Source organism: Acinetobacter sp. YH12099, from assembly GCF_013419195.1.
In the GTDB taxonomy this organism is placed as follows: Bacteria; Pseudomonadota; Gammaproteobacteria; order Pseudomonadales; family Moraxellaceae; genus Acinetobacter; species Acinetobacter towneri.
Genome location: NZ_VPAP01000003.1, coordinates 40465 through 62495, shown reverse-complemented (window position 1 = coordinate 62495; position 22031 = coordinate 40465). Strand labels below are relative to the sequence as shown.

21 protein-coding genes are annotated in these 22031 nt (G+C 40.8%); 14 read left to right on the top strand and 7 right to left on the bottom strand.

All coding sequences use genetic code 11. The features are described from left to right. Nucleotides 1–8: 8 nt before the first annotated feature. Nucleotides 9–1013: an adenosine kinase gene (locus FTU39_RS03255; protein ID WP_004973415.1), complete on the bottom strand. Its 1005-nt coding sequence runs from the start codon at nucleotides 1011–1013 to the stop codon at nucleotides 9–11. Between the two features lie 139 nt (nucleotides 1014–1152). Between FTU39_RS03255 and FTU39_RS03250 the strand changes: the two genes are divergently transcribed. From FTU39_RS03250 to FTU39_RS03240, 3 genes are all read left to right on the top strand, one after another. Continuing rightward, on the top strand, nucleotides 1153–1602 hold the full coding sequence (locus FTU39_RS03250; RefSeq protein WP_180051721.1) for a GNAT family N-acetyltransferase: 450 nt from the start codon (nucleotides 1153–1155) through the stop codon (nucleotides 1600–1602). A 149-nt stretch (nucleotides 1603–1751) separates the two neighbouring features. Then, nucleotides 1752–4691 (top strand): insulinase family protein, encoded by a 2940-nt coding sequence (locus FTU39_RS03245; RefSeq protein ID WP_179988620.1) that lies wholly within the window; start codon nucleotides 1752–1754, stop codon nucleotides 4689–4691. 34 nt (nucleotides 4692–4725) lie between these two features. After that, a complete protein-coding gene (locus tag FTU39_RS03240) occupies nucleotides 4726–5874 on the top strand; it encodes a phospholipase A (RefSeq protein ID WP_180051720.1) in 1149 nt (382 codons plus the stop codon). A gap of 96 nt (nucleotides 5875–5970) precedes the next feature. On the opposite strand, the gene FTU39_RS03235 is transcribed toward FTU39_RS03240, so the two are convergent. The 3 genes from FTU39_RS03235 to ilvA form a co-directional block, all read right to left on the bottom strand. Then, the gene (locus tag FTU39_RS03235; RefSeq protein WP_004973423.1) at nucleotides 5971–7311 is read right to left on the bottom strand and encodes a TrkH family potassium uptake protein; all 1341 of its coding nucleotides are present in this window, start codon (nucleotides 7309–7311) and stop codon (nucleotides 5971–5973) included. Beyond that, nucleotides 7308–7964, bottom strand: coding sequence for a TrkA family potassium uptake protein (locus FTU39_RS03230; RefSeq protein WP_096901585.1), 657 nt, complete (start codon nucleotides 7962–7964; stop codon nucleotides 7308–7310). The genes FTU39_RS03235 and FTU39_RS03230 overlap by 4 nt, the downstream gene beginning before the upstream one ends. A gap of 129 nt (nucleotides 7965–8093) precedes the next feature. Then, nucleotides 8094–9632 (bottom strand): threonine ammonia-lyase, biosynthetic, encoded by a 1539-nt coding sequence (gene ilvA, locus FTU39_RS03225; RefSeq protein ID WP_019837302.1) that lies wholly within the window; start codon nucleotides 9630–9632, stop codon nucleotides 8094–8096. 106 nt (nucleotides 9633–9738) lie between these two features. Here ilvA and rpiA point away from each other — a divergent pair, with 106 nt between their 5' ends. From rpiA to FTU39_RS03190, 7 genes are all read left to right on the top strand, one after another. Beyond that, entirely contained in the window at nucleotides 9739–10410 is a 672-nt protein-coding gene (gene rpiA, locus FTU39_RS03220; RefSeq protein WP_004973429.1) for a ribose-5-phosphate isomerase RpiA, read from the top strand. A 90-nt stretch (nucleotides 10411–10500) separates the two neighbouring features. Further along, nucleotides 10501–11181: a M48 family metallopeptidase gene (locus FTU39_RS03215; RefSeq protein WP_179988618.1), complete on the top strand. Its 681-nt coding sequence runs from the start codon at nucleotides 10501–10503 to the stop codon at nucleotides 11179–11181. Nucleotides 11182–11368: 187 nt separating this feature from the next. Next, entirely contained in the window at nucleotides 11369–12424 is a 1056-nt protein-coding gene (gene argC / locus FTU39_RS03210; RefSeq protein WP_171287379.1) for an N-acetyl-gamma-glutamyl-phosphate reductase, read from the top strand. Between the two features lie 79 nt (nucleotides 12425–12503). After that, nucleotides 12504–13277: a DUF6776 family protein gene (locus FTU39_RS03205; RefSeq protein WP_180051719.1), complete on the top strand. Its 774-nt coding sequence runs from the start codon at nucleotides 12504–12506 to the stop codon at nucleotides 13275–13277. Between the two features lie 19 nt (nucleotides 13278–13296). Then, nucleotides 13297–13713 (top strand): ATP-dependent Clp protease adapter ClpS, encoded by a 417-nt coding sequence (clpS, locus tag FTU39_RS03200; protein ID WP_004973438.1) that lies wholly within the window; start codon nucleotides 13297–13299, stop codon nucleotides 13711–13713. 9 nt (nucleotides 13714–13722) lie between these two features. Next, entirely contained in the window at nucleotides 13723–15999 is a 2277-nt protein-coding gene (gene clpA, locus FTU39_RS03195) for an ATP-dependent Clp protease ATP-binding subunit ClpA (protein WP_004973441.1), read from the top strand. Between the two features lie 115 nt (nucleotides 16000–16114). Next, a complete protein-coding gene (locus FTU39_RS03190; protein WP_004973443.1) occupies nucleotides 16115–16468 on the top strand; it encodes a YnfA family protein in 354 nt (117 codons plus the stop codon). A 75-nt stretch (nucleotides 16469–16543) separates the two neighbouring features. On the opposite strand, the gene FTU39_RS03185 is transcribed toward FTU39_RS03190, so the two are convergent. The 3 genes from FTU39_RS03185 to FTU39_RS03175 all read right to left on the bottom strand — a co-directional run bounded on the left by FTU39_RS03185 (nucleotide 16544) and on the right by FTU39_RS03175 (nucleotide 18863). After that, entirely contained in the window at nucleotides 16544–17041 is a 498-nt protein-coding gene (locus tag FTU39_RS03185) for a hypothetical protein (RefSeq protein ID WP_167846032.1), read from the bottom strand. Between the two features lie 139 nt (nucleotides 17042–17180). Then, nucleotides 17181–18101, bottom strand: a complete 921-nt coding sequence (gene argF / locus FTU39_RS03180; RefSeq protein ID WP_004973455.1) for an ornithine carbamoyltransferase — start codon at nucleotides 18099–18101, stop codon at nucleotides 17181–17183. 111 nt (nucleotides 18102–18212) lie between these two features. Beyond that, nucleotides 18213–18863: a TetR/AcrR family transcriptional regulator gene (locus FTU39_RS03175; protein WP_180051718.1), complete on the bottom strand. Its 651-nt coding sequence runs from the start codon at nucleotides 18861–18863 to the stop codon at nucleotides 18213–18215. Nucleotides 18864–19200: 337 nt separating this feature from the next. Between FTU39_RS03175 and prpB the strand changes: the two genes are divergently transcribed. The 4 genes from prpB to FTU39_RS03155 all read left to right on the top strand — a co-directional run bounded on the left by prpB (nucleotide 19201) and on the right by FTU39_RS03155 (nucleotide 22027). Beyond that, nucleotides 19201–20085, top strand: coding sequence for a methylisocitrate lyase (gene prpB, locus FTU39_RS03170; RefSeq protein WP_004973459.1), 885 nt, complete (start codon nucleotides 19201–19203; stop codon nucleotides 20083–20085). A gap of 4 nt (nucleotides 20086–20089) precedes the next feature. Then, nucleotides 20090–21226, top strand: coding sequence for a 2-methylcitrate synthase (prpC, locus tag FTU39_RS03165; RefSeq protein ID WP_004973461.1), 1137 nt, complete (start codon nucleotides 20090–20092; stop codon nucleotides 21224–21226). Nucleotides 21227–21524: 298 nt separating this feature from the next. Beyond that, the gene (locus tag FTU39_RS03160; protein ID WP_004973462.1) at nucleotides 21525–21746 is read left to right on the top strand and encodes a hypothetical protein; all 222 of its coding nucleotides are present in this window, start codon (nucleotides 21525–21527) and stop codon (nucleotides 21744–21746) included. A 5-nt stretch (nucleotides 21747–21751) separates the two neighbouring features. Further along, nucleotides 21752–22027 (top strand): type II toxin-antitoxin system RelE/ParE family toxin, encoded by a 276-nt coding sequence (locus FTU39_RS03155; RefSeq protein WP_004973465.1) that lies wholly within the window; start codon nucleotides 21752–21754, stop codon nucleotides 22025–22027. The last annotated feature ends 4 nt before the right edge of the window (nucleotides 22028–22031 follow it).

The window sequence follows — 22031 nt, the reverse complement described above, 5'->3', positions numbered from 1 at the left end:
TTTATTCATTATGCAGATTCCTTTTGAATGCTATGCAAAAGTTTAGCGTAATCTTCTACCGCAAGACGAGGGCCGAATTGAGAAACCACTTCACTTGAAATCAGAATGGCAAGTTGAGCTGCAGTTTGGAAACCTAAGCCTGCATTGAGTGCATACAGGAATGAACCTGCAAAGGCATCACCCGCACCGTTGGCATCAACAGCAGTGACTTGACGACCTGGTACAGAAAAAGCGTTGTTGCCATCATAAATTAGGGCACCTTGTGCGCTCAATGTAATGACAATGTATTTGCTTTTTTGTTTTAGTTGTTCTAATGCCGCTTCAGCCGTTTCCGTTCCTGTGTACATCATGGCTTCTTGCTGGTTACAGAAGATCAAATCCACACCATCATCTAGTAACTCATCCAAACCTTCACGCGCATATTGCACCATGGCAGGATCAGATAAAGTCAGTGCAATTTTAACCTGATTGGCTTTGGCAATTTCACGCGCTTGTTTTACCGCAGCACGTGCAGTATCACTAGTAGATAAATAACCTTCGATATAAAGCCATTTTGCTGTTTTAAGTGGCTCAAAATCAATTTGTGTAGCAGAAAGTTCTGCGGTAATGCCCAAGTAAGTGTGCATGGTACGTTCAGAGTCATCACTCACAAGTACCATACAAGTCCCTGTAACGCCTTCACTGACCGATTTGGTTGTGGTGTGAATACCTGCTTCATTTAAGCCTTTGAGGTAAATATCACCCAATTCATCGTTACCAACACGGCAGGCATAGAAGGCTTGACCACCTAAAGCACTAAATGCAACGGTGGTATTTGCGGCAGAACCACCCGAAGCTTGGCCTTTATGTCTTTGTGTTTTAATTAAGTTGTTGTATAAATTTGCTTGTGTTTCACCATCGGTTAATTGCATAGTACCTTTTTGCAAGCTATGTTGAATGAGAAAGTCATCCGAGACTTGAAATTCTTGGTCAATTAATGCATTACCAATTGCAAAAAGGTCAACAGTTGCCATGTCTTTAAATCACAGTCAAAATTAAAAACGCTAAGTTTACACCAATGCTCAGGATTGCTGTAGTTTCATGAATAAAATTCAGCTGAATGAATGTTATTGATGAAAAATAGGGGTTTAGCAGAGTTATCAGGAAGGTTAGATGAACATCGAAATTAAAGAAGCACAAGAGTTACCAACGCAAATTCAGACTTTGGCCAAACATGCTGCTCAAGAAGGCTTTGATTTTGTCCATCGTTTAATTGAAGAATGGGAAAGTGGTAAAAACCGCTTTAATCAGCCTGGTGAGTTTTTATTGTTTGTTTACGATGGTGATCAATTGGTTGCATGTGGTGGCTTAAACCAGCAATGGAATGAGCAAGATATTGAAAGTCGTATTGGACGTGTACGTCGTTTTTATGTTTTGCCAAATTATCGTAAACATGGCGTAGGTAAACAGCTCTTGCAACATTTAGAGAAAAAAGCACGTGCTAATTTTTCGGCGTTGTGTTTAAACACTGATACCAAATTGGCAGCGCATTTTTATCAAAAACAGAATTATGTGTATGTCGAAAATCATCCAAACTATAGTTATTTTAAATACCTGATCTAGTTTTGCTCATGCTACAGCCAGTGCAGCGCAGCATTTTGTTGATACTTTGCAAATTTCAATCAATTTAGTCGGGTTTTCAACGTGAATTATCTAAAGAACTAAAGCTATAATGGCTTTAGTTTTTTATTTGCTTATTTTTAGGAGATCACATGACTGTAGATGTCACTGAAACCATTTCCCAGACTGTACATCCTGCGTTTCAGTTGGTACGTCAACACCATGTTGAAGCCTTAGACATTTTAGTGTCTGAATATAAACATAAAGTTACAGGTGCGGTGCATTATCACTTAGCGACAGAACATGATGAAAATGTATTTTTAGTCGCATTTCGCACTCAGCCGATGGACTCCAAAGGTGAGGCACATATTTTAGAACATACTGCGTTGTGTGGTTCTGAAAAATTCCCTGTCCGTGACCCGTTCTTTTTAATGATTCGTCGTTCATTGAATACTTTTATGAACGCATTTACCGCGGCAGATTGGACAGCTTATCCATTTGCAACACAAAACAAAAAAGATTTCCAAAACCTGCTTGCGGTGTATATGGATGCGGCTTTTGCAGCCAATTTAAATCCTCTCGATTTTGCTCAGGAAGGTATTCGTATTGAGCTGGAAAATGGCGAGCCTGTTTATAAAGGCGTGGTATTTAATGAAATGAAAGGTGCGATGAGTTCGCCATCCGATCAGCTTTATCACCAATTGGCTTATCATTTATTCCCTGAAACAACTTACCACTACAATTCAGGTGGCGACCCGAAAGATATTCCAGATTTAACCTATCAAGAATTGGTAGATTTTTATAAGTCACATTATCACCCAAGTAATGCGGTATTTATGACTTTTGGCAATACGCCTGCATACGATTTACAAGAACAGTTTGAACAGTTGGCTTTGGCGAAATTTGAACAGGGCGAAACGTTGTATTCGAAGCCTGAGCGTCGTTTAGCTGCGCCAGTGGCAGTGACTGAAAGTTATGCAGTCGATGCAGAAGAACTGAAAGATAAAACTTATCATGTTTTGGCGTGGTTATTGCCTGAAGCAAGCGATATTAAATTACGCTTAGGTATGCGTTTGGTTGAAGGTGTTTTACTTGAAAATTCTGCATCACCACTGCGTCATTATTTGGAAACTTGGGCGCATGCACAATCTACAGGGCCATTGACGGGCGTGGATGATTCCAACTTTGAAATGACCTTCTTCTGTGGTGTGCAAGGTTCTAACCCTGAACATGCAGCAGAATTTCAGGCGGGCGTTTTAAAAGTTTTACAAGACGTGGCTGCACAGCCTGTGGATACGGCATTGGTCGATGCAATTTTGCATCAAATTGAATTGCATCAGCGTGAAATTAATGGCGATGGTATGCCATACGGATTGAGCTTGATTTTAAATGGTTTAAGCAGTGCAATTCACCACAATGACCCAATTCAGGTGTGGGATGTAGATACTGCGATTGAGCAAGTCAAAGAAGAACTTAAAGATCCAATGTGGTTATCACGGCTAATTCAGACGCATTTAATTGATAACCCGCACCGTGTTCAAATGACTTTGGTTCCAGATGCAGAAAAATCGGCCAAAGATGCTGCACTTGAAAAAGCACGTCTGGCTGAGATAGGCGCACAACTCACAGATGAGCAAAAAGCAGAAATCGTCGCGCAAACGGAAGCTTTAAAAGTCCGTCAAGATACGCCCGATGATTTGAACTTATTGCCAAAAGTTGGTTTGGAAGATGTGCCTGCAGCCTTGCATATTGTGCAGGGTGAGTTGCGTGAAATTATCAGTAACCGCATTGATTATCCTTTAAATTTATATCATGCAGGAACCAATGGAATTTACTATCAGCAAGTGTTGATTCAAATTCCAGATGAAATTGTACAATCGCCATACTTTAATTTGCTGTCCATTTTAATGGGCGAAGTGGGTGCAGGTGAATACGGCTATTTAGAATTGCAACAGCTACAAACCGCAGTTAGCGGTGGTTTGGGCATGGGTGCATCTTTACGTTCTAAAGTCGATGACAAAAATCAGATCAGTGCATGGCTCACATTAACCACTAAGTCTTTGGTGAATAATCTTGAAGCCATCCGCTTGCTGAAATTAGCATTTGAGCAATTACGTTTTGATGAAAAAGACCGCATTATTGAGCTGTTACAACAACGAAAAACCCGTTGGCAGTCACGTTTGTCGGGTTCGGGGCACAGTTATGCCATGCAAATTGCAGGGCGTCATCACAGTGCTTTGGCGCAGCGTGATTACAACAACACAGGTTTGGGCGCATTAAATTGGTTGGCAGACTTGGTTGCTAAAATTGAAAAAGATGCAGCGGAATACGAGAAATTGATTGCTGAATTGCAATTGATTCACCATAAATTACTGCAAGCACCTAAGCAATTTTTGTTAGTATGTGAAGAACATCAATCTGACCGTTTGGTCGAAGAAGTTCAAGAAGTTTGGGATAAACTTATTGTTGCAGAAAATCCTGCTGCTTTAACTCAAGTTCCTGTAGATCATTCAACGCAAGATCAGGCATGGTTGATTCAAGCCAATGTGCAATTCTGTGCGGCTGCGTATCCTGCGGTGGAAGTGTCGCATCCTGATGCTGCACCTTTGATGGTATTGGCTGCATATTTGCGCAATGGTTTCTTACACAGCGCAATCCGTGAAAAAGGCGGTGCTTACGGTGGCGGTGCAAGCTACGATGGCAATGCATGTTCATTCCGTTTTTACAGTTATCGTGATCCACGCTTGGCAGAAACTTTCGCAGACTTTGAAGCGAGTATTGATTGGTTATTTAATGCAGAGCAATTGCCGCATCAACTAGAAGAAGCGATTTTAGGTTTAATTGCTAGTATGGATAAACCAGGTTCGCCTGCAGGTGAAGCGATTACTGCATGTTATGCATTATTGCACGCGCGTACACCCTCATTCCGCACAGTATTACGTGAGCGTTTATTGGCGGTGACTTTAGACGATTTAAAACGTGTTGCGGAGCAATATTTGCGTCAGCAGCAAGCATCTAAAGCCGTAGTCGCACCTGTGTCAAAACGTGAAGCATTGCTCGAACTTGGTTTTGAAATTAAACAAGTGAACTGATACGTGAAATAACAACGAAAACTTAGGGGGATTTATGAGCGCGTTCAAACTGTTTGAACGCACAGGACTGTCGCTGAGTGTTGCCGCACTCAGCACTGTGTTTGTGGCGAAAACCTATGCACAAGACCCAGCTAGCTTAGTTGCACCTGCAACACCTGAAGCCTGTGTGGCTTTAGAGTCAAATGCTGATCGTTTGGTGTGTTACGATGCTCTGTTTAAAATTCCTGAAGCAGAAAAAACAGCGCTGATTAGCGAACGTCAAGCTGCTCAGGCACTAGCGCCTGAACCCGAAACGGTGACAGAAAAAATTGCAGTAAGCGTAAGCAATTTATTTTCATTTGATGTACCAAAGCTTGATCCGAATGTATCTTTACTGGATAAGCGCTGGGAGCTTTCACCCGATAGCAAATTAGGCACATGGAATTTACGTGCTTATCAACCTGTGTATTTGATGCCTACTTTTTGGACGTCCGATAAAAATGAACGTCCACAAAGCTTGAATGAGCAAAATACCGTTCCCGTGGGTAAGGAGCAAAACCTGACCTCAATGGAAACCAAATTTCAGCTGTCTTTAAAAACCAAAGCGGTAGAAAATCTGTTGGGTGATAACGGTGATGTGTGGCTAGGTTATACCCAGTCATCACGTTGGCAGGTTTATAATGGTGATGAGTCACGTCCATTTCGTGAAACCAATTATGAGCCTGAAGCCAGTTTGATGTTCCGCACCAACTATACACTTATGGGGCTGCATGGTCGTTTATTGGGTGTGACGTTGAACCATCAATCCAATGGTCGTTCTGATCCATTATCACGCAGTTGGAATCGGGTGATTTTTAATTTAGGTTTTGAAAAAGACAATTTTGCCTTGATGTTACGTCCGTGGTATCGCATTGAAGAAGACCGCAGCGATGACAATAACCCTGAAATTAAAAATTATATCGGGCGTGGCGATATGTTGGCATTTTATCGCTGGAAAGAGCATGACTTTTCTTTGATGCTTCGTCATAGCTTAAAAGGCGGTGATGACGCGCACGGTGCAGCACAGTTTGACTGGGTTTTCCCAATCAGTGGAAAATTACGCGGTCATTTCCAATTGTTTGATGGTTATGGTGAAAGCCTGATTGATTATAACCACCGCGCCACCTATGTTGGTTTGGGTGTGTCTTTAATGAATTGGTTTTAAGTAGATTAAGATTGATTTCTCATTATTGCTCGCTGAATATAAAACGCCAATTTTGAAGATTGGCGTTTGTTTTTGAAGTCGGATCGTATCCAGCTTTTATCCAACTTGAATATCTGCGGTTGGATGTTTAAGTCGGCTTTTTTGTGGTGTGGCGATTAAATAAGCCAAAGTCAGCGGCCCTAAACGACCTGCAAACATCAACAACATTAAAATAATTAAGCTGGCAGGTTGTAATTCACCTGTAACACCACGGGATAAACCCACCGTGCACGCTGCAGATACAGCCTCAAACAACAGGTCTAAAAAATTCAGTTTCGGTTCAAGGGCAAGTAAGCTAAACAAACCGAGGCAAATTAACATACCTGTGATGCTGATCACCGCCAAAGCTTTAAAGGTGGTACGTTCAGGTACAGCATGATTAAACACACGCACCTCATCTGAACGTCTTAAAAAACTGATCACACTTAAAATGACAATAATAAATGTGCCAACTTTAATACCGCCTGCGGTACTGAGCGAACCACCACCAATAAACATCAGAAGCATGGTGAGCAAGGTCGAGCTATTTTGCATACTTGCGACATCTAGACTATTAAAGCCTGATGAGCGAGGAACGGTAGCGTGAAACCATGCATTGAGGGCTTGATCGCCAATACTCATGGCTGCAAGGGTATGTGGATTATTGGCTTCAATCGCCCAAATCAGCAGAAAGGCCACAAAGTTTAAACCAGCAATGGTCGATAAAATCAGCTTGCTATTGGGTGAGAGTTTTTTCCAGCGTTTGGCACGTTTAATATCCATGAGTACCACAAAACCAATACCGCCAATGATATACAGCATACTAATAGTTAAGGTAATCAGGTATTGATCTGCAAAACTCATTAAGCTATTGGGAAATAATGAAAATCCACCATTGTTAAAGGCTGAAACACTATAGAAAGCCGCATAGAAAAATGCATCGCTAAATGGATAATCCTGCATCCATGCCAAGGTTAAAATAACCGTGCCAATCCCTTCAAAAAACAATGAGTAGAGCAACACGCTTTTAATGGTCATCGACACTTTAGACAGGTTGGTTTGCCCAATGGTGTCTTGCGCCATGATTTGTTGTTTTAAACCAATTTTGGATGACAAACTTAAAACCGCTAAAATCGCAAAAGTCATAAAACCTAAGCCACCACATTGTAACAACAACATAATGACCATTTGCCCAAATACGGTATAAGCATCGCCAATATTCACTACAGACAATCCAGTGATCGTCACTGCAGATGTAGCAGTAAATAAGGCATTAATCCAACTCATCTCGCCATGATGGGAAATGGGCAGTTTCAGCAAGATTGTGCCAATGCTAATAAAGCTTAAAAAGCCCAGTGCCAAAAGACTGGGTGGGCTTAAATTGACAGTTTTGATTGGTTGTTTCGCTGTTTTTTTCATTCTGACTTAAATTGTTTAGATAAGCGTTTTAATGGTTCAAGTTGTCCTTCAACCACCAAAATATCATCTGTTTGTAGCATTAAATTGGATTCAAGCGTATAGAAAATCGTTTCGGCACGTTTAAACAGTAAAAGTTTAACCTCGGGTGCATGTGACATCAGACTATGAATGCGCGTGCCATGCAAGTTGTCTTTAATTTTTACTTTTACAATATAGTGGTTGTCGTTTAGGCTCATATAACGACTCACCATCGGATAACTCAGCGATTGCGCGATGCGAACGCCCATATCTTCTTCAGGGTGAATAATTTTACTTACGCCCAAGTGGGTCAAAATCATGGTGTGCGCTTTACTTTTGGCTTTAACGTAAATTTTAGAAATACCCAAATTCTTTAAATTTAAGACACACAAAATACTGGCTTCAATATCTTCACCAATGGCGACCACCACTGCATCACAATTTTGAATATTCAGTTCTTCCAAAACGTGTTCATCGGTTGCATCGGCAATCACCGCATGGGTAATTTGATCGGCAATGTTTTCTACAAACTTTTTATTGCTATCAATCCCAATGACATCATGGTTGAGTTTGACCAATTGTGTCGCCACAGTTGCACCAAAGCTACCTAAACCAATGACAGCAAATTGTGTCATAGCATCATCCTGAAAAATTATATTATTCTTCCAATATTCTAAAATATTTTAGGGCTCTATACTGTAGCAATATGACTAAAAAACCGCTGAAATCAGCGGTTTTTTGCACTTATTGAGATGTGTGATCGGTTATTTTAAGAAACGCTGATAACCCAAGTTATTAGTAATCTCTTGGTATGGATAAGTGATCTTTTCCAAAGTTTCAATTAAACCATCTGGGTTCTGTTTGGCATCCGAAGCTTCTAAACCGACCAATACACGACCTTCCGCTGCACCGTGGTTACGGTAATGGAACAGGGTGATGTTATGGGTTGGGCCTAAGCGCTCCAAGAAAGTCAGTAATGCACCCGGACGCTCTGGAAATTCCACACGGAATAGACGTTCATTTTCAATATCGGCATGACCACCGACCAAATAACGAATGTGTAGTTTTGCTACTTCATCATCCGACAAATCATCAACATCGTACTGGGTTTTGAGTAACTCATAAATGTCGTGGCGTTCTTTTTCACCAGATTTTAAGCTGATGCCGACAAAGACTTGTGCAGCAGTGGCATCGCTGGCGCGGTAGTTAAACTCGGTGATATTACGACCTTGCAGCGCACGGCAGAAGTTAAGGAACGCACCTTTTTCTTCTGGAATGGTCACGGCAAAAATTGCTTCTTTATGTTCACCGAGTTCAGTACGTTCCGCAATATAGCGTAAACGGTCAAAGTTCATGTTTGCGCCACAGACAATTGACACAATATTTTTATTTTGCAATTGGTGTTGCTCGACATATTTTTTGATGCCTGCCAAAGCCATTGCACCTGAAGGTTCTACAATGCTGCGGTTTTCATCAAAGGTGTCTTTAATTGCCGCACAGATTTCATCGGTATTCACCAAAACTACATCGCGCTCAACAATTGGGCCTGATTGATCTGATTTTTGTAGTTGTAAAACTTCAAACGGTTTCTCACCAATTTGTGCGACAGCAGTACCATCGGCAAATAAACCCACTTGCGGCAAAATAACCCGTTCATTGGCTTCAAAAGCCGCTTTTAAGCAAGCCGATTCATCATATTCTACAGGAATGACTTTGACATGCGGTGCGACATCGCCCAAGTAGGCTGCAACACCTGCAATTAAACCGCCACCACCAACAGCAACGAAAACATATTCGACATCGCGCCATTGACGCAAAATTTCATTGGCAATCGTACCTTGACCTGCCATGACCAATTCATCGTCATACGGTGGAATAAAAGTCATGCCTTCATCTTGGGCACGTTGAATTGCATATTTGTTGGCAACATCAAATGAGTCACCATGTAATACCACTTCGCCACCCAAGCGTTTTACCGCTTGTACTTTAATATCTGGCGTGGTTTTAGGCATAACGATAATGGCGCGAATGCCCAGTTTTTGCCCAGACAATGCTACACCTTGCGCATGGTTGCCTGCAGAGGCAGTAATTACACCACGTTCAAGTTGGTCTTTGGGTAATTGGCTAATACGGTTATACGCACCACGCAATTTAAAAGAGAATACAGGTTGTAAGTCTTCACGTTTAAAGCGAATGTTATTGTTCAGTTTTTCACTAATTCGTGGCGCTGCGTCGAGTGGGGTTTCGATTGCAACATCGTAGACCGTTGCTTGTAAAATTTGTCGAACCAAACGAGACAGCATGTTAATCTTCCATCTAACAGTTTAAAATAGGGGGTTATTGTAACAAACCCCTGCACATTTGCGCTGTAAAATCGGCAACAAATGTCAAAAATAGTTGAGTGAAGTCATGAGTCTGTATGCTACCCAAGATGAAAAGAAGCAAGCGGCTGCCAAAGCAGCATTAAAACATTTGCCTAAAGGCGGGATTTTGGGGGTAGGTACAGGCAGTACAGTGAATTTCCTGATTGATTTATTGCCTGAATTACAATTAGAAGCAGCTGTGGCAAGTTCTGAAGCGACTGCGGAGCGCTTAAAGAAACTTGGTATTGAAGTGGTCGATATGAACTCTGTGGGCAGTTTAGATGCTTATGTTGATGGTGCAGATGAAATTGACCGTCACATGCACATGATTAAAGGCGGCGGTGCAGCGTTGACCCGTGAAAAAATTGTGGCTTCTATTGCACGTAAGTTTATCTGTATTGTCGATGATTCAAAATGGGTAGAGCAATTAGGACGTGAGTTTCCATTGCCAATTGAGGTGATTCCAATGGCTCGTTCTGCGGTAGCACGCAAAATTGTGGCTTTAGGTGGCGATCCTGCTTACCGTGAAGGTGTGGTGACTGATAACGGTAACGTGATTTTAGATATTTATAATTTAAATATTTTAAATGCGTTGGAATTAGAAAAAACCTTGAATGATATTCCGGGTGTTGTGACCAATGGTATTTTTGCCATCAATAAAGCTGATATTGCAATTGTAGCGACCAATAACGGCATTGAAGAACGTACTGCGGTTTAATTCGTCTCCCAAGCCCCTTGTTTTTAATAGGGGGCTTTTCTCCCTCCTTTATTAAAGGAGGGTCGGGGAGGATTTAATAAAAGAACAACAATGACATTATCCGACTTACCTGAAATTCAAATTACACCACATGCAAAAGCAACACGTTTACGGTTACGTGTCGAGCCGAATCAAATTCGCTTAACTGTGCCGAAATATTGCACTCAGCGACAAATTCAGGATTTTTTGCAACAATCTGAACAGTGGATGATTGAAACTTGGCATAAACAGCAAGCACAGCAAGGACTTGTGCAGCGTGAATTGCCAAATCAGTTATCACTTTTTAATTTGCCTGAGCCTTTAAATATTCATTATCAAACACAAAAACACAGTTTTATTTTAGATTTAAAACAGCATTGCCTATGGGTTAGTGACCGCCAACCTGCGGCATATTTAAAAGCCTTTGTTATTGCTTATGCCAAACAAATGTTGCCGATATATTTGCAAACAGTCAGTCATGAAATTGCTTTGCCATTTAAACAGTGCGCAATTCGTCAACCGAAAACCCGTTGGGGCAGTTGCAGTACGCAACAGCATATTATGCTCAATAGCGCCTTGGTGTTGTTTCCTGAACAAATTGTGCGATATGTTGCTGTGCATGAGTTGGCGCATACACGACATTTTGATCATAGTCCTGCATTTTGGGTTGAAGTACAACGGCATGATGCGCACTATTTGCAGCATCGCAAGCAGTTAAAAACAACGTCTTTGCCTTGGTGGTGGTATCAATAAAAAAGCCAACACCCACATGATAAGACTACAATGCAAAGGTGTTGCACGTATTGACTACAATCCAAATCATCTTTTATAAAATCAACAGAATAAAGAAAAGCCCCAAAACCCTAGTAAAACAGTTCAGAAAACCAAAACTTCCTGTCATACTATAGCGTTAGCTTAAACATGCTTTTGAATTGAGGTAATGCACGTGATTTCAGTTGGTATTGTCGGTGGTACAGGTTATACAGGCGTTGAATTATTGCGTCTTTTGCTACGACACCCAAATGTGAAAGTAAATGTACTGACTTCACGTACAGAAGCGGGTCGCCGTGTAGATGATATGTTCCCAAGCCTGCGTGGACACACAGACCTGTGCTACTCAGATTTAAACATCGAAGAATTAAAACAGTGTGATGTGGTGTTCTTTGCTACACCGCACGGCGTTGCAATGCAACATGCTGCGGAGCTTGTTGCAGCCAACACCAAAGTGGTCGATTTAGCAGCAGACTTCCGTTTGCAAGATTTAGCACAGTTTGAAAAATGGTATGGCATGCAACATGCTTGCCCAGACATTTTAAAAGATTCAGTTTATGGCTTGTCTGAACTCAACCGGGAACAAATTAAACAAGCACAGGTGATTGGTAACCCAGGGTGTTATCCAACCACAGTGCAACTTGGTTTAGCGCCATTATTTAAACAAGCTGAAGCTTTAGTGAAACCTGAAAGTATTATTATTGATGCAAAATCGGGTGTATCTGGTGCAGGGCGTAAAGCCAGTTTGGGCATGATTTACTCTGAAAATGCCGACAACTTTAAGGCTTATGGCGTTGCGGGGCATCGTCATCATCCAGAAATTGTAGAAGCATTGGAAAATATTTCGGGTCAAAAAGATGTGTTTAATCACATTGTGTTTGTACCGCATTTAGTACCTATGATTCGCGGTATGCTCAGCACCATTTATGTAGATTTAACTGATGCAGGTGATGCAGCAGATTTACAAAGCCTGTATGAGCAGTTTTATGCCAATGAACAGTTTGTAGATGTCATGCCAGCCAACAGTTCACCAGAAACACGCTCAGTACGTGGCGCTAACCAGTTGCGTATCGCATTGTATAAGCCACAACCGAAAAAATTAGTACTTTTGGTGGCACAAGATAACTTGGTGAAAGGTGCAGCAGGGCAAGCAGTACAAAATATGAACCTCATGTTTGGTTTTGCAGAACATGCAGGACTTGAGGTGATTGGTTTATTACCATAAGAACACGTTTTTCAACTTCACACACATTTAGATTTCGATTTAAATGTGTGTTTTGAATGAATCAAAACAAGAGATGACGATGCATAACACCGATACAGAAACCACGTCACAGTCGAATTCAAGCATGACACCCTCATCTACACCGCCAGAAAAAAAGCCATTTCTTGAAAGCAATGCGCCTTTGGCAATTGGTGCTGCCATTTTAATTTTAGGTAGTGGCTTTTTGGGCTATTCAGTCGGGCATCGTCAGGGCTTAACTGTGGTTGGTTACGATGCCGATGCAGAACAACTGGTTGAAGTGGTGCAAGAACAAAAAACGCGTTTGGAAAGTCTGAATAAGAGCTTAAATGCTGCGGTTCAAGAACGCGATGTTGCGGTCAGTAACTCCAATGATTTGTATCAAGCTTTCACTCAAGCAACTGAAGATAAGCAACGTACTGAAGGCATGAGTGCGATTTATCGTGAAGTTTTGCGTCAACGTGGTGGTTTAAGCCTGACCGTGCAAAATCTTGGGGTGAAACCATTACCAGACAATGATTATGAATATCAGGTCGATTTGGTACAAGTGAGTCCAAACAAGCGACGTGCAAGTGGTACGGTAGAACTGCGTTTAATTCAAGGCACAGAAGTGCTGGTTGTTCCGATGGAAGACAGCAATTTTAATTTTGATAATTATGAGCGTTTAACAGGGCGCTGGAGCATGCCTAAAGGCTTTAATCCAGACTTTATTGAAGTCCGTTTAAATGGCGCAACTCCTGTGATTAAACGCTTCAGTTGGAGCAAAGGCAAAGCCGTGGAGGCAGATTCTGCCTTTATTTCTGAAATTCCACAAGCAGAAGCTAGCGCTCAATAATGTGTGATATGTAAAACTTATGCGAACCCAAAAAAGATCCATCTGTTTAAATGAAATTAAAACCACTTTTCATCAATCTGGCTATGTCGATTGGCATTTAACCCCGCGTTTAAGTGTGGATGATGCAGGACATGAAGATGATGGTGATATTGCGGTACAAACTGCGCCGCCACAATTAAAACGCCCACCTTTATATGTTGTCGTTTTAATGAACGATGATTACACCCCAATGGACTTTGTAATTGAAATTTTACAACAATACTTTGCAATGAATCTTGACCAAGCGACTCAAGTAATGCTAACTGTACACTATGAAGGAAAAGGTGTCGCAGGGGTCTATCCGCGGGATATTGCGGAAACGAAAGCGAACCAAGTCAATAATTACGCTCGATCACAAGGTCATCCATTACTTTGTCAGATTGAGCCTAAAGATTAAGGGGGTTACATGCTCAGTCGTCAATTAGAAGTATCACTACGTTTGGCTGTTAGCATGGCTCGTCAAAAGAGACACGAGTTTCTAACGGTTGAACATTTATTATTGGCTTTATTAGACAATGATTCGGCAGTCAATGCACTCAAGGCGTGTGGTGCAGATGTTATTGTGCTGCGTAAAGAACTCGAAGAATATGTAGAACAACATACCCCTAAACTTGCTGAAAATAACGATCAGGCGCCGCACCCGACCGAAAGTTTTGACCGCATTTTGCAGCGTGGTATTTTCCATGTGCAATCTAGCGGTGGTGACCGTACGGTTGAAGGCGCAGATATTTTAGTGGCAATGTACTCTGAACGTGATTCATTTGCCGTGTATCTACTCAAGCGTCATCAAATTAACCGTTTGACCTTAACGCAATACTTATCGCACGGTACACGTAAAGACGAAACGCAAGCGGAAGAAGAGGTTGAAGAATTAGATAGCGAAAGTTCAAGCTCTGCCAATGCTGGCCCGTTAGAGCTTTACACGCTAAATTTGAATACTGAAGCGCAAAAGGGTAAAACCGATCCGTTAATTGGGCGTGAAAAAGAAATTGAGCGTGCTGCACAAATTCTATGCCGTCGTCGTAAGAACAACCCATTGTTGGTGGGTGATCCAGGCGTGGGTAAAACCTCTATTGCCGAAGGTCTGGCGTGGCTGATTGTGAATGGTAAAGCGCCAAAACCACTCGAAAATGCCGAAGTATATAGTTTGGATATCGGTGCGTTGGTAGCGGGTACAAAATACCGTGGTGACTTTGAAAAGCGTTTAAAACAACTGTTAAATGCCTTGAAAAAGAAACCTGATGCCATTTTATTTATTGACGAAATCCACATGATTATTGGTGCAGGCTCAAGCATGGGCAGCACTATGGATGCATCAAATTTAATTAAACCTGCGTTGGCAAATGGTACTTTGCGTTGCATTGGCTCGACGACATTCCAAGAATATCGTCAGGTATTTGAAAAAGACCATGCACTTTCACGCCGTTTCCAAAAAATTGATGTGAATGAGCCTTCAATTTCAGAAACGATTGATATTTTACGTGGTTTAAAATCGAAATTTGAAGAATTTCACCATGTTAAATATGATGATAAAGCATTGGTGTCTGCGGTAGAGTTATCGGCCAAATTTATCAATGACCGTTTCTTGCCAGACAAAGCCATTGATGTGATTGATGAAGCAGGTGCGCAGCGCCGTTTAAGAGCTGAGCAAGATGATACTTTAATCACAGTAGAAAACATTGAAGATATCGTCTCTAAAATTGCACGTATTCCACCTAAAACCGTATCGAAAGATGACAAGACTGTACTTGAACATCTTGAGCGTGATTTAAAACGTGTGGTCTTTGGTCAAGATGAAGCTATTGAAGCGTTAGCATCAGCAATTAAACTGTCACGTGCTGGTTTAAAAACACCAGACAAACCAGTGGGTAGTTTTGTATTTGCTGGCCCGACAGGCGTTGGTAAAACCGAAGTTACCAAGCAGTTGGCAAAACTGTTGGGTGTGGAATTGGTTCGCTTTGATATGTCTGAGTACATGGAGCGCCATGCCGTTTCACGTTTAATTGGTGCACCTCCAGGCTATGTCGGTTTTGATCAGGGTGGCTTACTCACCGATGCGATTCATAAAAATCCGCATTGTGTGTTGTTGTTGGATGAAATTGAAAAAGCGCATCCTGATGTATTTAACCTATTGCTGCAAATTATGGATCATGGTTCATTGACCGATAATAATGGTCGTAAATCAGACTTCCGTAATGTGATTTTGGTTCTGACCACTAATATTGGTGCGGAAAGTATTTCCCGCGTGAGCATTGGTTTCATGGATCAAGACAACAGTAATGACAACCAAGAAGCGATGAAAAAAGCCTTCTCACCTGAGTTCCGTAACCGTTTGGATGGGGTCATTCAATTTAAAGCTTTACCTACTACAGTAATTGAAAATGTAGTGGATAAATTCTTGACTGAATTACAAGCGCAGTTGGATGATAAAAAAGTCATTCTTGAGGTTGATCAAGATGCGCGTGAATGGATGGCTGAGCATGGATATGATCGCTTAATGGGCGCACGTCCAATGCAACGTCTGATTCAGGAACACTTGAAAAAGCCATTGGCAGAAATGATTCTGTTTGGTGAACTTGCAGAACAGGGCGGTAATGTGGCTGTTTCTGTGAAGAAAGAGAACGGTAAGGCAGTCGGTTTGAAACTTGAAGTCTTTGAAGATCAAACGGCTGAACCAGCCTAATCAATCCTTATTTGAATTTTGAAAATAACCCATGTTGAACATGGGTTATTTTTTATGAATTCGCAGATGCGTGAACTTGAATCGTTACTGCTAAAAGAGAGACCACACAGGATTTATGGATTTTCAGATCACTAAAATTGCCAGCACAACGTTCTTGTTTTTTGTTACGGCAGTTATGGAAATATTAGGCTGTTATTTTCCTTATTTGATTTTAAATCAGGGGAAATCACAGTGGTTATGGCTGCCAACAATTTTAGCCTTAGCGGCTTTTGTGTGGTTATTGACTCTACATCCTGCGGCATCGGGGCGAATTTATGCGGCTTATGGTGGTATTTATATTTGTACAGCCTTGATTTGGTTAAAGTATGTAGATCAAGTCAATTTAACACGTTGGGATATGTTCGGTGGAATGATAGTAGTTTTAGGCGCATTGATCATTATTTTACAACCGCAAGGTTTAATACGTTAGGTTATATTTGGGTTTACGCATTAAACCTTAGGCATTAAATCTTAAAGCTGAGGTTGTTTTAGTTTTAAATACAGTTCAGTCTGCTTTAAATTGGCACTCGCTATTTGCCAATTGCACATTAAACTGGGTTTTTTCTGCACTGAGTTTTAAGTTCAATACATAGGGATTTACCCGTTGGAACTGATGCTCAAAAATAGATTCACAATTATGAATTAAGTTTTGTTTAATCATATTTTTGACATTGTTATAACCCGTACTTTCTACAAACTGCCTGAAGTCAGGTGAAATAATCATGCCACGAATATTGATTTGTTTGTCTGTCGCCGTACTTTGTTCAATCACTGTATTTTGATCGACCTGATAAGGCATAGTACGAGAATCTTCATCACTAATGACATCTAAAATTTCATTTAATGCAGCAACATTTTGAATTTTATAATCTGCACTTAAAATCTTTTGTTGGACTAAATATTGATCTAATTCACTGGCTTTGGCATAGAGTGAAGCACTCGCGATCAGTGTAGTGGTGCACAGCGTAATTGTAGCAAGTGTTTTATAAATCATATTGTTCATCTAGGCTCTTTTAGAAATTTTAGAAAAATAGACCATAACTCAAGATTATAGCGAGCCAAATAAAAAAACAGCACCTTTTGGTGCTGTTTGTAACAAAACTCATCAAAGTTTTGCGAATATTTAAGACGGGTTTTAAAGCTTAGTCTTTTTTAAGATTTTCATTCAATAAAAACTCAACCAATGCTTTTTGAGCATGTAAGCGATTTTCTGCTTCATCCCACACTACAGCATTTTTGTGATCGAGCATATTTTCAGAAATTTCTTCACCACGGTGCGCAGGTAAGCAGTGCATAAATAAACAATCAGGATGTGCTAAATCCATCAGGCGTTCATTCACTTGATAGTCTGCAAACGCTTTTTCACGAATTTTTTGTTCTTCTTCCTGTCCCATGCTTGCCCAAACATCGGTCACAATCAGATCAGCATTCACTGCTGCATCCTCAGCAGAATCGACCAATTCTACGCAGTGTGCAAATTCAGACAGGAAGCGCTGTTCTGGCTCATAACCTTTCGGTGTCGCAATTTTTAAATTAAAGCCCCACATGTGTGCTGCTTCAATATATGAGTTACACATATTGTTGCCATCACCAATCCACGCCACAGTTTTACCTTCAATTGAACCACGGTGTTCAACATAGGTTTGCATGTCTGCAAGGAGTTGGCATGGGTGATGATCGTCAGTTAAGGCATTGATCACAGGAACTTTAGAGTAAGAAGCAAAGCGTTCTACAATGTCGTGACCAAAGGTACGAATCATCACAATGTCAAGCATACTTGAAATGACGCGTGCAGAATCTTCAATTGGCTCACCGCGACCTAATTGTGTGTCACGTGATGATAAGAAGATCGCGCTACCACCAAACTGACTCATGCCAGCTTCAAACGATACACGGGTTCGGGTGCTGGATTTTTCAAAAATCATACCCATGACTTTGCCAGGAAAAGGCTGGAAAACTTCATTGTTATGCTGTTTACGCTTAAGCTCAATGGCGCGTTGCAAAATTTGATTCAGTTCTAAAGTCGATAAATCGCGTAATGTTAGAAAGTGACGTAGAGCCATTCGTTACTCCACAATAATTGCTGAATGAGAAAAAACAACAATTAGTTGTTGGTTGGTTAAGTGAAAAAGGGAATCGGCTAATATACTATAGGATGCAGAAATTGCAAAAAACTAAGCTTTTTGATGAGCGTCTAGAAAGCGATCTACACAATAACTTACATAATTGGTTGTTTCTTGTTCTGTTTCTTGTTTTGGAATACCCATGATGATACGCCATTCAAAATTTCTTAAAATACCGAAATACAGTTGTGCAGAATAAATAGGCTGTTCACAGCAAATTAAACCTTGCTGACTGGCATGTTCCAATACTTTGGCAATACAAAGTTGCACATGCAAAGGGCCGCGCTCATGTATGTGTAAGGCAATATCAGGATTGCGCTGACTTTGCTCTAATACCAGACGCATAAAGGCTGCATTTTCTGGTTCCAAAATATGATGATAAAAATTCAATAAGGTTTGAATCAAATAACCACGTAAATTTGAATCAATTTGTTCAAAGGGAATGTGAATATCCTGAAAAAATTTATCACGGCGATAATCACAAATAGCTTTGAATAACCCTTCTTTATTGCCAAAGTATTTATAGATCGACGCTTTAGAACCGCCTGCGTGTTGCACAATATCATCTAAGGATACGGCATCGTAACCACGCTCTAAAAATAGCTCAGTTGCACTGACTAATAACGCTACACATCGCTCATGACCACGCTTGGTTGGTGGTATATCTTTACCTAAAGGATCGAAATGGGCGAGTTCGTGCATATTGAGTAAAAAATCATCAATTAAATAGAAGGGAGATTGTCATTATAACAAATATATGTACAGCGTGCTGTGTCGAAGTGTACTTGCACATGGCATGATTTGAGCTGAAAAAGCCATATTTTTAGAAAATAGTTTAAATTTTGCTCATTTAGTGTACTAAAAAGCTGTGTTTATCAAAAATAAAGAATAACCAACATCACGAAAATTTATTGTGCAATAAATTTGAAAATTATTTGACTAAAGTTTTAGAGTATAGATTCTAAAAAGCCATGGCGTGATCTCGCATTCTCGATATACTCGAATCTCGAAAAATATAGTAAGAAAAGCGGAAAGGAAGATGACAGAACAAACATCTGCGGGCTTAAGATTCAGACAAGCCTTGGAAGTCGAAAAGCCATTACAAATTATCGGCACGGTAAATGCTTATGCTGCCATGATGGCAAAACAAGTGGGCTATAAAGCCATTTATTTATCTGGTGCAGGTGTTGCCAACTATTCTTACGGTTTACCTGACTTGGGCATGACCAGTTTAGACAACGTCTTGGAAGATGTACGTCGTATTACTGAGCGTGTTGATACACCATTATTGGTGGATATTGACACAGGTTGGGGCGGTGCATTCAATATTGCCCGCAGTATTAAACAAATGATTGCTGCGGGTGCTGCTGCAGTTCATATTGAAGATCAGGTTGCACAAAAGCGTTGTGGACATCGTCCAAACAAAGAAATTGTAACCCAGCAAGAAATGGTTGATCGTATTAAAGCGGCTGTTGATGCGAAAACCGATTCAAACTTTGTAGTCATGGCACGTACTGATGCCTTGCAAAAAGAAGGTTTACAGGCGGTTATTGACCGTGCTTGCGCATGTGTGGAAGCGGGTGCAGATGCAATTTTTGCAGAAGCTATGACTGATATTACCATGTATAAAACTGTATGTGATGCCGTAGGTGTACCTGTATTGGCAAACATTACCGAGTTTGGTGATACCCCTTATTACACCACTGAAGAATTGGCTGAGCAGGGCATTCGCATGGTGTTGTATCCACTTTCACCAACTCGTGCTATGCAAAAAGCAGCACTTGAAGTGATGCAATCCATTCGTAAAGATGGCACGCAAGTGAATGTCTTAGACAAAATGCAACAACGTAAAGAATTATACGAATTCCTTGATTATCATACTTTTGAAAATACATTAGACAAGCTGTTCAAACAGGAGAATTAAAAAAATGGCTGAAGGAAAAGTACTCACAGGCGCAGGATTGCGTGGACAAGTGGCAGGTAAAACCTCACTCTCAACTGTTGGTAAAAGTGGCGCAGGCTTAACTTACCGTGGTTATGATGTGCAAGACTTGGCAGAAAACTGTCAGTTTGAAGAAGTTGCATACTTGATTTTCTTTGGTGAATTGCCGACTTCAGAGCAATTGGCTGCCTATAAAGCAAAATTGAAATCTTTACGTGCATTGCCTCAAGCACTCAAAGAAGTGCTTGAGCGTATTCCTGCAGATTCACACCCAATGGATGTGATGCGTACAGGTGTTTCAATGCTAGGTAACTTAGAAACCGAACAGTCATTTGAACAGCAACAAGATGTAGCAGACCGCATCTTGGCGACTTTGCCAGCTATTATTTGCTACTGGTATCGTTATAGCCACGATGGCGTACGTATTGAAGAAAATACGGATGATGATTCAATTGGCGCACAATTCCTGCATTTATTACGTGGTGAAAAACCAAATGAATTGCATGAACAAGTCATGAATGTGTCATTAATTTTGTATGCAGAGCATGAGTTCAACGCATCAACATTTACAGCACGTGTTTGCGCATCAACTTTGTCTGACATGCATTCATGTATTACAGGCGCGATTGGTTCATTACGTGGCCCATTACACGGTGGCGCGAATGAAGCAGCGATGGAAATGATTGAAAATTGGACATCGCCAGAAGAAGCTGAACGTGAAATGCTAGGCAAGTTGGAACGTAAAGAAAAGATCATGGGCTTTGGTCATGCGATTTATAAAGACAATGATCCACGTAACGGCATCATCAAAATCTGGTCTGAGCGTTTAGCGCAAGATGTAGGTGATACAGTACTTTATCCTGTATCGGTGCGTTGTGAAGAAGTGATGTGGCGTGAGAAGAAATTATTCTGTAATGCTGACTTCTTCCATGCGTCTGCGTATCACTTTATGGGTATTGCGACCAAACTATTTACACCAATCTTTGTGATGAGCCGTGTAACAGGTTGGGCAGCACACGTGATGGAACAGCGTGCAGATAACCGTATTATCCGCCCAAGTGCAGATTATACAGGCCCAGAATTGCGTAAAGTTGTACCAATTGCAGAGCGTTCGGCTGCTTAATTGGTTGTCTAAAAAGCTGTACCGTGCATGAACATCATGTGATGCAGCAGTTTAGGCTGAAGATAAGGTTTCATTGTTAAGCAATGGAACCTTATTTTTTTTGAGGTTTGGATGAGGGTAGTCAAAAATACAATGAGTAATTATTGAAGCGTTAGAGAATTAAAAAAGATCGGGCGTACGATAGCGCATTTTTAAATATTTGATCATAAAAGAAGGTTGTTGTATTTTGTTTCTTAAGGTTGTAAATGGTTGCATGATTGGCTAAAATTTATTCCATAACTAATATGAGGAAAAAGCAATGTCACATGTAGCAGTTAAAATCGACAGCGATATTGTTGAATCAGCAAAGATTTACGGGATGGCTGAAAGTAGAAGTGCAACTAAACAAATTGAGTACTGGGCTAAAATTGGAAAAATCGCACAAGACAATCCCGATTTAACTTTTCAAGATATAGCAGATTTGTTGCTTAGTATGGCGCATGTCAAAGCAGGGAATACAACACCATATAGCTTTGGTTGAGTTCAATGAATATACAACAAACTCCCTTATTTGAACGGACAGTGAAAAAACTAACCAAGCAGCAGAAAAAAGATGTTGATAATGCCGTAATAACCGTTTGGAATAATCCTGATATCGGAGAAGCTAAAGTGGGGGATTTAGCAGGAGTATTTGTTTATAAATTTAAAATGGACAAACAGCTTGTGCTACTGGCTTACTCTGTGAGTGATGACGAAATCATGACACTCTATCTTTTAAAATTGGGCAGTCATGAGAATTTTTATAGAGACTTAAAAAGATAGGTTT